Source organism: Rhodoferax sp. GW822-FHT04A08, from assembly GCF_058801025.1.
Window position 1 is genome coordinate 578,869 of sequence record NZ_JBXAMW010000001.1, and the last position, 12,504, is coordinate 591,372.

15 protein-coding genes and 2 tRNA genes are annotated in these 12,504 nt (G+C 54.9%); 9 read left to right on the forward strand and 8 right to left on the reverse strand.

Translation table 11 applies throughout. The features are described from left to right. Positions 1-16 precede the first annotated feature (16 nt). A complete protein-coding gene (locus AC1RMF_RS02710; RefSeq protein WP_493139321.1) occupies positions 17-1,537 on the forward strand; it encodes an O-antigen ligase family protein in 1,521 nt (506 codons plus the stop codon). Here AC1RMF_RS02710 and AC1RMF_RS02715 read toward each other — a convergent pair. From AC1RMF_RS02715 to AC1RMF_RS02735, 5 genes are read right to left on the reverse strand one after another with little or no spacing between them, the layout of a single operon-like run. Then, entirely contained in the window at positions 1,521-2,315 is a 795-nt protein-coding gene (locus tag AC1RMF_RS02715; protein WP_493139323.1) for a hypothetical protein, read from the reverse strand. The two genes, AC1RMF_RS02710 and AC1RMF_RS02715, sit on opposite strands and share 17 nt — an antisense overlap. Next, the gene (locus tag AC1RMF_RS02720; protein WP_493139326.1) at positions 2,315-3,199 is read right to left on the reverse strand and encodes a DUF6492 family protein; all 885 of its coding nucleotides are present in this window, start codon (positions 3,197-3,199) and stop codon (positions 2,315-2,317) included. Before AC1RMF_RS02720 ends, AC1RMF_RS02715 begins: the two co-directional genes overlap by 1 nt. Further along, positions 3,196-3,915, reverse strand: coding sequence for a polysaccharide deacetylase family protein (locus AC1RMF_RS02725; protein ID WP_493139328.1), 720 nt, complete (start codon positions 3,913-3,915; stop codon positions 3,196-3,198). Before AC1RMF_RS02725 ends, AC1RMF_RS02720 begins: the two co-directional genes overlap by 4 nt. Further along, entirely contained in the window at positions 3,912-5,618 is a 1,707-nt protein-coding gene (gene msbA, locus AC1RMF_RS02730; RefSeq protein WP_493139331.1) for a lipid A export permease/ATP-binding protein MsbA, read from the reverse strand. Before msbA ends, AC1RMF_RS02725 begins: the two co-directional genes overlap by 4 nt. Before the next feature lie 19 nt (positions 5,619-5,637). Continuing rightward, a complete protein-coding gene (locus tag AC1RMF_RS02735) occupies positions 5,638-6,432 on the reverse strand; it encodes a glycosyltransferase family 2 protein (RefSeq protein WP_493139333.1) in 795 nt (264 codons plus the stop codon). Positions 6,433-6,514: 82 nt separating this feature from the next. Here AC1RMF_RS02735 and AC1RMF_RS02740 point away from each other — a divergent pair, with 82 nt between their 5' ends. The 7 genes from AC1RMF_RS02740 (at position 6,515) to AC1RMF_RS02770 (ending at position 11,038) form a co-directional block, all read left to right on the forward strand. After that, on the forward strand, positions 6,515-7,369 hold the full coding sequence (locus AC1RMF_RS02740) for a glycosyltransferase (RefSeq protein WP_493139336.1): 855 nt from the start codon (positions 6,515-6,517) through the stop codon (positions 7,367-7,369). Between the two features lie 10 nt (positions 7,370-7,379). Beyond that, positions 7,380-8,648: a Tol-Pal system beta propeller repeat protein TolB gene (gene tolB, locus AC1RMF_RS02745; RefSeq protein WP_342617693.1), complete on the forward strand. Its 1,269-nt coding sequence runs from the start codon at positions 7,380-7,382 to the stop codon at positions 8,646-8,648. A gap of 23 nt (positions 8,649-8,671) precedes the next feature. Continuing rightward, the gene (gene pal, locus AC1RMF_RS02750; RefSeq protein ID WP_493139337.1) at positions 8,672-9,214 is read left to right on the forward strand and encodes a peptidoglycan-associated lipoprotein Pal; all 543 of its coding nucleotides are present in this window, start codon (positions 8,672-8,674) and stop codon (positions 9,212-9,214) included. Between the two features lie 8 nt (positions 9,215-9,222). Continuing rightward, positions 9,223-10,020 carry a tol-pal system protein YbgF gene (gene ybgF, locus AC1RMF_RS02755; RefSeq protein WP_342617691.1) on the forward strand — a complete coding sequence of 266 codons (798 nt, stop codon included), beginning with the start codon at positions 9,223-9,225 and terminating at the stop codon, positions 10,018-10,020. Between the two features lie 11 nt (positions 10,021-10,031). Next, positions 10,032-10,820 (forward strand): tRNA threonylcarbamoyladenosine dehydratase, encoded by a 789-nt coding sequence (locus AC1RMF_RS02760; protein ID WP_493139339.1) that lies wholly within the window; start codon positions 10,032-10,034, stop codon positions 10,818-10,820. Between the two features lie 48 nt (positions 10,821-10,868). Next, positions 10,869-10,944: transfer RNA gene (locus AC1RMF_RS02765), tRNA-Lys, on the forward strand. Between the two features lie 18 nt (positions 10,945-10,962). Next, a tRNA-Lys gene (locus AC1RMF_RS02770) sits at positions 10,963-11,038 on the forward strand. A gap of 112 nt (positions 11,039-11,150) precedes the next feature. Here the strand turns inward: AC1RMF_RS02770 and AC1RMF_RS02775 are convergent. The 3 genes from AC1RMF_RS02775 to AC1RMF_RS02785 all read right to left on the reverse strand — a co-directional run bounded on the left by AC1RMF_RS02775 (position 11,151) and on the right by AC1RMF_RS02785 (position 12,129). Further along, positions 11,151-11,348 carry a hypothetical protein gene (locus AC1RMF_RS02775; protein ID WP_342617689.1) on the reverse strand — a complete coding sequence of 66 codons (198 nt, stop codon included), beginning with the start codon at positions 11,346-11,348 and terminating at the stop codon, positions 11,151-11,153. 102 nt (positions 11,349-11,450) lie between these two features. Then, positions 11,451-11,687 (reverse strand): hypothetical protein, encoded by a 237-nt coding sequence (locus AC1RMF_RS02780; protein WP_493139342.1) that lies wholly within the window; start codon positions 11,685-11,687, stop codon positions 11,451-11,453. Positions 11,688-11,817: 130 nt separating this feature from the next. After that, complete coding sequence (locus AC1RMF_RS02785) at positions 11,818-12,129, reverse strand: DUF805 domain-containing protein (RefSeq protein WP_493139344.1); 312 nt, start codon at positions 12,127-12,129, stop codon at positions 11,818-11,820. A 115-nt stretch (positions 12,130-12,244) separates the two neighbouring features. Here AC1RMF_RS02785 and AC1RMF_RS02790 point away from each other — a divergent pair, with 115 nt between their 5' ends. Beyond that, complete coding sequence (locus AC1RMF_RS02790) at positions 12,245-12,487, forward strand: hypothetical protein (protein WP_342617686.1); 243 nt, start codon at positions 12,245-12,247, stop codon at positions 12,485-12,487. Positions 12,488-12,504 lie beyond the last annotated feature (17 nt).

Below are 12,504 nucleotides of genomic sequence, written 5' to 3' on the forward strand. Positions count from 1 at the left end.
ATTTCAAATTGACCTTATGACCTCAGATAAAAATCCCCCTTTGAGCAGAATAGTGCTCTGGTTGCTCCTGCTGCTGTTGGCAATCTTTCCAATTTCAAGCACGATAGCTTTGCGCAACGTGATACTGCTATTGCTCAGCACCGCTTTCCTGGTGTTGCTTGCATTCAAGCAAGAGCGCTTTGCATATCCCCTGCGCCAATCATTGAAGACTTTGCCTTTCCCCATCCTGCTTTGGGTAGGTTTTTTGTTTTTGTTTCCTCTTTGGGCGCGTCAGAGCGCAACTGCTTGGCAGAGCCTGGGAATGGAATGGATTGAGGCGTTGCTTGCCGGTTTTGTCGGTTTCGCGGCTTTTCATTGGTTGGGTCGTAGGGGACCGGGACTGTTGGCTCTTGGGTTTGCAAGTGCTGTACCTTTGATTCTGCATTTGCTGCTATGCATTGCTGCGTTGCTGGGACTGCTTAGCAATGCCTTCTACGCGGATCCCACTATTTCAACACTTTGGGATTCTTTGGTGCATCCCATGGCATACCAGACAAACCCCCATTGGACGCTTCAGCAGTTGATGCATGGATTTCGCGGCATTGAGCCCATGCACGGCAATCTGGGCTATCCAGCTTGTCAGGCGATTGCCCTGTTTTGTGCCTACCTTGTACATGCCATACGCGGCAGGAATGCACGTGGTCAGTTTTTGTCGGTCAGCGGCATAGCGCTTTGCTTATTGAGCATATTGATTGCGCAATCGCGAGGTGCCATCCTGTACTCCTTCTTGATCATGATCGTTTCTTTTGCGTTGGCGAGATCGGGACTGGGGTCAGCCGCAACCAGATCCAAGAGTGTTGAGAAATTGCAAGGTAGTTGGCGCGGTGCGGTGCTTGGGTTAATGACTGTTGGTCTGCTGCTTTCCGTCACTTACCAATATGTCAAACGTGACCCGCGTTGGTTCAACATGGCCGACAGCGTGCAGGCTGCCTTTGCAATTCAAGATCCCACGAAGGTGATATGTGAGGGGTTGGACAGCACTACCCAGGACGGTATTCGCTTGCGATTGCAAGGCCGGAACCCGGCTTATGTTCAGGCGGTGATAGAAGGGCTCAAGTCCGATGGTGGACGAGTGCTTCTCTTGCGCGTCGGTTGGCAGCTCGTGCAGGAAAACCCACTGGGGTTGGATGGCTCGCGTCATACCTACCAAAAACTCATTGCGGAAAAATGCGGTCACGTGCCGATGATGCAGTTTGCCCACTCGCACAATTCCTGGCTCGATCTGGCGTTGGCCCTGGGCTGGCTGGGTGCCTTTGCGTTTGCAAGCATGATGGCGTATTTTCTGTACAGCGGCATGTCCGGTATGAAATCAAATCCAGATAGCCCCTGGGCGATGGCGCTGGTGCTGATAAGTCTTTTTTGGATACTGCGCGGATTTGCCGATTCCGTATACAGGGAGCACTACATGCAAATGCAATTGCTGCTATTGATGTATCTATTCGGGTACCGCAAGCTTGCTCTCGGACGTGTGCAAGCCGCAGCTAACGAGGCGGGGTGAACAGTGCGCGGAAGGCCTTGTTCCTTCGCACCAGATTGAGTCGAAGGCGTTCCTTGATGCGGCGTTTCCACGGATTTTTGTAGTACTTCCCCGTGCCGCCGCCTACACCATCAATGACAGGCGGCGTATTCAACAGTACGCCGGTGAGACTGCATTCATTGAAAATATTCAAGAAGCAATCTTCTAGGCCTTTGCCCGAGGCCACATCGATTTGCAAATGTGCCAATTCAAAATAGCGTTTGTAATAAGGCACCGAGGCAATGTAGAAGCGCGTATCTATGTAGCTAAGTCGGGATTCTCGCAAGGGCGAAAACACATTGTCGAAAACTCCCTTGCAGAGGAATTTGCCGTTCCAGTCTGCCAAACATTCGGCGTAGTTGCATACCCACAGCTTGGACGTACATTTGGCAAAGGCTCCGGCCTGCTTGATCCACTGAGAGTGTGCGATCGCGTAACGCACAATTTCACCTTCTCCAAAGCCTCGGCCATGCAAGCTGACGGCAGCAGGGTCATTTTGAAAGAAGATGCATTCAATGGAAGCCTTGGGGAACCTTTGTGCCACTGCCGCACTGAAATCGAAATTGGATCCGTCACAGAGCACCAGGCGTATCCTTGGAGATAGCTCAAGCCACCGTGCTACGGACTCCAACGCATAGTCCATGCGCTGACTGGTGTCCGTCAATGCAACACGTGTGTCGTGTGCAATAACACTGGAGGTGAGCAGGACAGGAATGCTCTCAGGATCTATTGTTGGTTTCGGAAGGAAATCGCCCTGCATTAGATGCGCCCCAGCTTTCGTCGCAGTCTACGCCCCGTGCGGGAGAGCCAACTGCCGCCTTCCTCGGGCCAGTCCAAATCGCGCTCCCAGGCAGACTGAAGAATCACGCCGCAATACAGGCGGGCAAGTTCGGACATGCCGACTCCGCGCTTGCGGTCCTGATCGTATTGCCATGCGTAGTGATACACCTTGAATAACGCTTGGGTCGGAACAAGAGGTATCGCTGCATAGCGCAACAGTGCTTCACCGTACCAGCGTGATTCAATGGGCGCCAGGGCAATGGCATCGGCAATATTCATTCCCCTTGGGTGCAGGTAATTTTTTTCCAGGCTTTCCCAAACGTCTCGGTGCCAAACCAGGGGAAATGGGCCAAAGCTGTAAGCCTTGCCCTTTCGTTCAAACAGTGCTTGCACCTGGGCAGCTTCCCTTTCAAAAGCATCCACGATGCGGGGACGTCGTTGACGGAGAGCATCTTCCAACAGGTCATGACCTTCGTCCAGCATGGTGTAAGGCACGCCATCGGGCGTCAGAAAGTCCAAGGGACCGAAAGGGCGAATGAAAATGGAATCAGAGTCAATGCAGACATAACTGGTGGAAATCCCCAGTTTCCAAAAGCTGGACTTGATTACTTGTTGGGACACACTGCCAGTCATCTTCTGAATCTGTTGCAGATTCAATCCTGATGCTGCAATGATGTTTTCGTCCGTGTGAAGTATGGATGGGATGCTGCGCAGATGTTCCGAGAATAGCGCGTGATCGTGTGCAGGAATCGAGATATGCAGTTCCAGCGAATCGTTGTTGAATTCCCGGACGGACTTTGCCAGTCGGACTACGCGCTTGAGGTCTGTGCTGTAGCTTTTGCAATAGAGCACCAAGGGCTTCATGATCTGCGGTCTTCGTAGCCAGTCATGATTTTTGCCGCAAACAGGCCCAGGTGGGTGGCCCGCGCCACCATGATTCGGCGCAGAGCGTAAGGGTCTGCGGGCACACTGACTTTTCCACGCGTGGTAGTTGTCGCGGTGCGGTATCCGGCACTTTCGACCATTTGCTTGTGTTCGTCGGAATACCAGCCGTAGGGATAGCAGAAATGCCGAACTTCGCAGGAAAACTGTGTCTCCAAATCCTCCCTAGAGCCGGAAATTTCAGCCATGGCCGCTTCAGAGCTGAGCTTGCGCAGATCGGCATGGGTACGCGTGTGTGACCCAATTTCCATACCGGAGCGCAGCCATTTGCGCCAATCGTCATCGCTCATCAAAGGCTTCTGTGCAATGCCGAGATTTTTGTCCCAGCTATTGGTACCACCTATCGCGTGGCTTACTGCATAGCAGGTGGCGGTAAATCCATGTTTCTGAAGTACCGGCAGTGCATGCTGCACGTTGTTCTGGAAACCGTCGTCAAAGGTCAATCCCACGACTTTGCCTTGTTTTTCACCTGCAAGGTAGGGCTCCAGATCCCTCATGGAAAGTCCTTTGTAGCCCAGCCATTTCAGTAGTGCCATTTGTCTGGCAAATGAAGAGGGCGCCACAATGAGTCCACGCAGCGACGTGCCGCGCTTCGGGGGGACGTCAATCTGGTGGTACATGAGTATGGGGATCTTCATGCTTGCAACTTGTGAAGGTTGGAGTAGAAGCCTGCCATCTTAATTAGTTCAATATGGGTTCCCCGCTCCACGATTCTGCCCTGGTCGAGCACGAGGATTTGATCGGCCTTTTCGATCGTACTAAGACGATGCGCTATGACCAGGGTGGTCTTGTTCTGCATCAAAGTGGCCAAGGCGCCTTGCACTTGACGTTCAGACTCGGTATCCAGAGCAGAGGTCGCCTCATCCAAAATCAGGATGGGGGCGTTGCATAACATGGCGCGTGCTATGGCGATGCGCTGTCTCTGTCCACCAGACAGTTTGGCGCCGTTTTCACCAATCAGGGTATCGAGTCCCTTTGGCAACTGCTCCACAAACTCCCAGGCATTGGCTGCTTGGGCCGCCGCAACAATACGTTGTCGATCCACTTCGCCTTTCATGCCAAACGCAATATTGGCCATCACCGTGTCGTTGAGCAACACAATATCCTGACTGACCAGTCCGATATGCGAGCGCAGATTGGACAGTTCGATACCACCAATGTCCCGCCCATCTATCCGGATACTTCCACTGACGGGTGCATAAAAGCGAGGTATCAACGCACCAATTGTTGACTTGCCGCCACCCGAGGCGCCAACCAAAGCTACCGTCTGTCCGGCCGCAGCTTTGAAGCTGACATCAAAAAGTGCATCCCGTTCGGCTTGGGGGTAACGGAAGCAGACATGCTCGAACTCGATATCACCACGTACTTGAGACAGCAGCTCGCCGTGCTGATCGGGCTCACTTGGGCTGTCGAGCAAGCCAAACACACTTTCACATGCGGACAGTCCGCGCTGCATGATGGGACTGATTGTTGTCAGCTGCTTGATGGGTGAGATCAGCAGCAGAAGCGTGGTTACAAAAGACACAAAACCGCCCGCAGAGGTTCCGCCTCCATCCACGCTTTGACTCAATGCCATGAAGGTAATGGCTGCAATGGCTACCGAAGCAGTCAGATGCGTAATGGGTGTCAAAGCGGAGGCTGGCACTGCCTCACGCATCATGGAGCGACGGAAGCGTTCCGTATCCGCAAAGAAGCGCTGGCGCTGCTGCTCCTGTGCTCCGTAGATCTTGATGACTTTATTGGCCACGGCGCTTTCTTCGACCGTGTGAGCAATGGTCTGCATTGCGTTGAAGCTATCCCTGCTGGCACGCCGAATGCGCTTGCCGAAGCCACGAATAATGAAGGCTATGGCTGGAGCAATTGCTAGGGACAGTAACGTGAGCTTCCAGTTCATGTACAACAGGTAGGTCATGAGCGCTATCGCGGTCAACGATTCACGTACCGCAATTACCAGAACATTGGTTGCGGCCTGGTTCACGTTGTCTACGTCGTACAGGATCTTGGAAATCAGTTGCCCGGATGACTGGTCATGGAAAGACTGCGTGGGCAACACCAGAATTTTGGCAAATAGTTCGCGGCGCAGGTCGCAAATTAGACGCGTCGATATCCAGGTCATGAGGTAGCTGGTTACAAAGGACAGCACGCCCCGTACAAAAAACAATGCCACGATGCTCAGAGGGATGAGCCAAATAAGCCGATGGTCTTCCGTCTTGAAGCCATGGTCCAGCAGGTATTTCATGATGGCAGGAAAGGCCGGCTCGGTGGCTGCTGTTCCCATCATGCCAATGACCGCCAATCCGAAGGCTTTCCAGTAAGGCTTTACATAGCCCAGCAGACGCAAGTAGAGAGCGCTGTCTGACCTAGCCACGGGGCTGCCTTTCCTTCGTGCCTGGAGCGCCCCAGGCCGCCCCCTTTTGCAATTCAATCGCTTTCACATACCGGTAAAAGGTTCCCTCAAAATTGCCCAGAGCAATGACGAAACCGGCCCATCCGTCCAGAAAGCCTAGCTTGAAAACATAGTGCTTCACAAAGGACCAGGCGCCGTGGGAAAGAGCAGAGCCCATGCTCAGCTTCTTGTGTTTGATTTTCTCTGCGCCTAGGCTGGAATAGCGGTTGGCTTTGTGCATGACTTCCGCCATGTTCTTGAACGGGAATTGCCAGATGGCGTTGCGCATGTGGCCTATGGGTTTGCCGCTATCCAGCACATAGCCCTCGTGTACAGGCTTGAGGTCGTAGTGCATCTTGCCCTTGCGAAAGAGTTGGGGTTGGCGGTAGTTGGGGTACCAGCCTGAATACTTGATCCACTTGCCCATGAAGAAGTTGCGCCGGGGCGTCCAGTAGGCATCGGCGGCATCCGGGCTGCTGATCAGCGCACGGATTTCTGCTGCAGCCTCCGGGGTGCAACGCTCGTCAGCGTCCAGGCTGAAAATCCATTCGTGTGAGCATGCCGCAATGGCGTTGTTGCGCAAATCGCCAAAGCCGTTGAACTTGACTTGCACCACGCGCGCACCCATTTCTGTGGCGATTTCGGGTGTGCCGTCGGTGCTCCAGGAGTCCACCACAATAATCTCGTCCGCCCAGCGTGCGCTTTCGATCGTGGCGCGGACCTTTTCCGCTTCGTTGAAAGCGATGATGTACACGGAAACCAGAGGCATTGAAGGTGATACCATCAAAAAACGTTAGGGGCGATACGCCAGCTTGTAGGGGCTATGCCCGGGCGGCTAAGTCTATTCCAAAATGCCACACGCCGATTTGATCTCCCTAGTCATCACCACCTACAACCGCAGCGATGCCTTGGCTGCTGTATTGAAGGCGCTGGCCGCCCAGGATGACAAGGGCTTCGAGATTGTGATTGCCGATGACGGCTCCACACAGGAACACCAGGACAGTGCCCGCGCGGCCATTCTGCGCAATGGTCTTTCCGCAACCCATGTTTGGCACCCGGATGTGGGTTTTACCGCTTCACAGGTACGTAACCTGGGAGTCGCCGCCGCAAAAGGTGACTACGTGGTCCTGCTGGATGGGGATTGCGTTCCTGAAACAGACTTCGTTCGCAGGCACCGGATGCTGTCCGGGACGGGATTTTTTGTGAATGGCAGCCGCGTCATGCTGTCCGAGCCGTTTACTACGGAGGTACTCCAGAACCGGGTTACGGTGTTCGGGCGCAACTGGCTGTTCTGGCTGGGCAGGCGCTTGGCTGGCGAGTCCAGCAAATGGGCTGCCCTGATGCGTCTGCCGGACTTTGCCGGCCGCAAACATGCCGAATTCAAGTGGAAAGGCATCCGCAGCTGCAACATGGGGGTGTGGCGCCAGGATTACGAAGCGATCAACGGGTTCGACGAGTCCTTTGTGGGCTGGGGCCATGAAGACGCCGACTTCGTTCTACGTTTACACAATGCCGGTATAAAACGCAAAAATGGGTTTTGCGCCACCGAGGTCTTTCACCTGTGGCACAAGCAATCCAGCCGCAGCGAAGAGTCCAGAAACGCGGCGCTTGTGCGGCAACGCATGGGCAGTGGACAGACCCAGGCAACACTTGGTTACAGGGAAAGCCTGGGCGCAAAAGATGTGGTGATTAGCAGATGGGGATAATCGGGTCACGATGACGAAAATTCTTTCAGTATTTCTTCTGGTCTTGGTGCAATCCACGGCATGGGCACAGTTCCGTGTGGAGGTCTCGGGAGTGGGGCTTACGCAAGTTCCTGTGGCCATCGCTGCTTTCCGTGGAGAAGAGGCTGCCACCCAAAAAATTTCCGCCATTGTCCAGGCCGATCTTGAGCGCAGTGGCCAGTTCAGAGGCGTGGATGCCGCTGGCGCCAGCCTGGATGAGACAACGCGCCCGGACTTCTCCAACTGGCGGCAGAAAAATGCAGACGCTTTGCTGGCTGGCAGCGTCACCCGCTTGGTGGATGGACGCTTTGATGTGCGTTTTCACTTGTGGGACGTCGTGCGCGGACAAGATTTGGGAGCGCAAAGCAAAGCCGTGGTAGCAGGTGACCTGCGCGTGGCCGCCCACGAAATTGCCGACTTCGTTTATGAAAAGTTGACCGGCGACAAAGGCATTTTTTCAACCCGTATTGCCTATGTCACCAAGAGAGGGCAGGGCTTTAACCTTTGGGTGGCGGACGCCGATGGAGAGAGCCCGCAAAGTGCCTTGGCAAGCCCGGAGCCCATCATTTCTCCCGCCTGGTCGCCCAATGGCCGCCAGTTGGCCTATGTGTCCTTTGAAGCCCGCAAGCCCACCATTTATGTGCATGAGGTTGCGAGCGGCAAACGGCGTCTGGTAGCCAATTTCAAAGGCTCCAACAGTGCTCCGGCCTGGTCGCCCGACGGCAAGACACTGGCTTTGACACTGAGCCGGGATGGCGGCTCGCAGCTCAATTTGCTGGACCTTTCAGTTCCAGGATCAGAGCCGCGTCGCATTGCGCAGTCCGGCTCCATTGACACCGAACCGGTTTTTACCGCTGACGGCAAGACCATTTACTTTGTAAGTGACCGCGGCGGATCACCACAAATCTACCGGGTAGCTGTTGCGGGCGGGAATCCGGAGCGCGTCACGTTTTCTGGCAACTACAACATATCTCCCGCGCTGAGCCCGGACGGACGTTGGCTGGCGTACATATCCCGCGTAAGCGGTGCGTTTAAGCTCCACGTAATGGAACTGTCCTCTGGTACTGCGACACCCATCACAGACACGGTTGCTGACGAGCGACCCAGCTTTTCGCCCAATAGCCGCATGCTGATTTACGCGACCCAGCAGCAGGGCAAAGAAGCTTTGATGACCACCACACTGGATGGAAAGATCAAGGCGCGTCTGGCAGGGCAGACCGGCGACATCAGGGAGCCCAACTGGGGCCCCTTTCAAAAATAGTCAATTGCAACAAGGAGTTCGGAATGAAGCGTTCATTAGTGGTTATCGGGCTGGTAGCCATACTCAGTGCCTGTGGATCGGCAGTCAAGTTGGACAAAGTGCCGGTTGAGGACAAGGCAGGCGCCACTTCCCAGACATCCACGGCCGACGCAAACAAGGCAGATGGGTCTGCTGTTGGAAAAGGTGCCGTGACTTCCGTGGACCTCACCAAGGCGGGGCAGGATGCGGCTATCCAGAACGTCACCCGCGTGGTGTACTTTGATTTCGACAGCTATGTAATTCGACCTGAGTTCCAGTCTGTGATCGAGGCGCATGCCAAGTACATCCGCTCCGACAAGAACCGCAAGGTATCCATTGAAGGGCATACCGATGAACGTGGGGGCCGTGAATACAACCTGGCTCTGGGGCAGAAGCGAGCCGAAGCTGTACGCAAGGCCTTGACACTGCTGGGCGTGCCCGACAGCCAGTTGGAAGCCGTGAGCTATGGCAAAGAGAAGCCGGCTGTCCAGGGCACAACAGAAGCCGCGATGGAAAAGAATCGCCGTGCTGAGATTTCCTACCGATGAGTACATTCATGTTGGCAAATCGGCCCCTTATTTCGCGCTTCTGTGCACTTGCCTGCATGCTGGTAATGGCCAGCTCTGCCTCTGCGGGCCTGTTTGATGATGAAGAAGCCAGGCGTGCAATCCTGGATCTGCGCCAGCGCCTGGAGGCGGTCAAGCAGGAAAAGGCAGACACTGACCGCAAGATCGCTGACGAAACCCAGCGCGCTTCCGATGAGGCTGCGCAGCTACGCCGCAGCATTCTGGACCTGCAGAATCAGCTCGAAACTGCACGAGGCGATATGGCCAAGCTGCGCGGACAGAATGAGCAGCTTGCACGCGATGTATCTGAGTTCCAGCGCAAGCAAAAGGACGCCAACGCCGGATTGGAAGATCGACTGCGCAAGTTTGAACCGCAGACCGTCAGTGTGGACGGCCGCGAATTTTTGGCGGATCCCGCAGAAAAGCGGGACTATGAAGCCACGTTGGCGCTGTTTCGCAAGGGAGACTTCGCCAACTCCGGCAGCGGCTTTGTGGATTTCCTGAACAAGTACCCTCAGTCTGGCTACCGGCCGTCTGCGTTGTTCTGGTTGGGCAATGCGCAGTACGCTACCAAGGACTGCAAGAGCGCAATTGTGAATTTCCGCAGCCTGATATCCCAGACGCCAGATCACGTGCACGTTCCCGAGGCCCGCTTGACCATCGCCAATTGTCAACTCGAGGCCAAGGACACCAAAGGTGCCAAGAAGACCCTTGAAGAGCTGATCGCGGCGCATCCGTCCACCGATGCGGCCAATGCTGCCAAAGACCGCCTGAGCCGGATGAAGTAGGCCCCTGCCGCGTGGAAGACTTGCAAGCAGATAACGCGCGGCGGTTTGGCGGGCTGCAGCGCCTGTATGGCATTGAACCAGCCCAACGCATCCAGGCCAGCCACGTCGCGGTGATCGGCATTGGCGGTGTGGGTTCCTGGGTAGCCGAAGCGCTGGCGCGCAGTGGTGTGGGGGCAATCACGCTGGTCGATATGGATCACATCGCCGAATCCAATGTCAATCGGCAGATCCATGCGTTGTCCGACACCCTGGGCATGGCGAAAGTCCAAGCCATGCAGGCGCGCATTGCCCTCATCAACCCTGATTGCAAAGTCCATTGCATTGACGCTTTTGTGGAGCCCGACAACTGGCCCGGTTTGCTTCCCAGAGATGTCACGGCGGTAGTCGACGCGTGTGATCAGGTGCTGTCCAAGACTGCCATGGCGGCTTGGGCGCGGCGTACCAAATTGCCCTTTGTCTGCGTCGGTGCGGCTGGAGGCAAACGCCTGGGGCACTTGGTGGATGTGGCAGATATTTCCAAGGTCACACATGACCCTCTGCTGGCCCAGGTGCGCTACCGGCTACGCAAGTTTCATGGTGCGCCTAAAGAGGGCAAGACGATGGGCGTAACCTGCATCTACAGCCGTGAGGCAGTAGCTCCGCCAGACGCCTCCTGCAGCCTGGAATCCGACGGCTCACTCAACTGCCATGGGTACGGCTCCATGGTCACTGTGACTGCAACGTTCGGGATGTGTGCTGCTGGTGCATTGATTGAGATAATTTTTGCTTCAATGAAAGAATCGAAAAAATTAACGCTATAATCTTAGGCTTGGCAGATTACAAGGACGTCACTGTCTAAGTGAGCTGACGGGACGTTAGCTCAGTTGGTAGAGCAGCGGACTTTTAATCCGTTTGTCGTGGGTTCGACCCCCGCACGTCCCACCAAAGATTTTTGGTTTAAGTGGGTTCTTAGCTCAGCTGGTAGAGCAGCGGACTCTTAATCCGTAGGTCGAGAGTTCGAATCTCTCAGAACCCACCACTTAATCAAGGACTTAGCCGCAAGGCTAGGTCCTTTTTTCATTGTGGCGCGGTGCTATGTTGCGTTGTTAGGAAGCCTTGCGCCCAGATCCTGCATGCATCTACGACGCCAGCTATCTTCTGACGATCACCGTGTTGGATTTGAGTGCCGCGTGTTTTTGCGCCGAACGCTTGTTTTCAGCACTTACTGCCTCATCAACCGCATGCAGGCTTTGCACTAGCAGTTCCACGATTTTTTCCGTGGTAGGTTGACGATATTCGCGCAAAAGCGCTGCGGCAATGATTGCCGCCGATTCCAGTCTTTTGTCCAATTTCTGCTCCAACGATGGGACTCTGAAGGTCCATGTCTGATGCGATTTTAGCCCGGTCCGCAGATGCCTTGCGGGCGCAATCCAGCCAACACGAAACCGTATTCAGTGATGTGTCATTTCACGTGCGATGACCATTCTGGCGTGCGCGTAAGCGGCTTCAGCCGCGGCGGTGTCGGAGGGGTAGCTGTTGGGCACCTTGATTGGTTCCGGATGGGAACTCAGGCGCGCAAAGTCACTGCCCCTTTCCAGGGTGACAAAAGCCTTCCAGCGTCCACCTTGCGCCTTCTCTACCGAGATCGAGGCACAGTGCCCATCGAGTTCTAGCAACGGGTAGTGCATTGCCGTCTCCTTTTTTGCGAATGAGATAGTTTCAGCGTAGCAAAAGCCTAATGAAATTCAACCGCATTTTCGGGAGATCAGAGACAAAGGGTTGACTAAAGAGCCTTGTTCAGAGGTGGGCCTAAGGGGTTTATAGGCTTGAAGCCTTGCCTTCCTGCGCCATGAAAACAATCAATACGATCCAGCCGACCAGGGGGATGAAGCCAATCAACTGCCACCAGCCGCTTCTGCCGGTGTCATGCAGTCTTCTGGCACCTGCTGCAATCGAGGGCAGCAGTGTAGCCAGGGAAAACAGGCCACTCAGCACCGGCGAAATCAGTGAAGTGGCTGCGCTCACCAGAAAGATAAACAGCACAAACCACCAGAATTCGGGGCGCTTGGCAGTTCCGTTAAATTCGGCATACTTGGTGAAGCAGGTCTTGATCGCGTCTTGAAAGTTCATGGCGGATAGGTAATTTGAAGTGAAACACGTAAGGGCCGCCGCCATTGTGGGGCAGCTTTACATTCACGTCCAATACCAAAAACGTGTGCAGACAACTGGCAAAGGAGGATTCCTAATGATTGAAAACACCGAGAAATTCAAGGTGATTGCCGACAAGTTCCCCAAGGTCGCCTCTGAGTTGAAGCGTTTGTGGGGCACGCCCGGTTTCAATACCTATCTGCTGAGTCTGGAGCAAGACACCAGCGAAGAGCACCGGGTGGGTTTTCCGGAGGCGGTACTGCTGGCGCTCTTTGACCTGGGCGCAGAGCACGACAAACAGTTCCCTGACCTGGTCCAGGGAGACAAGTGGATTTCCTAGGGGCGCCCAAGCATAAG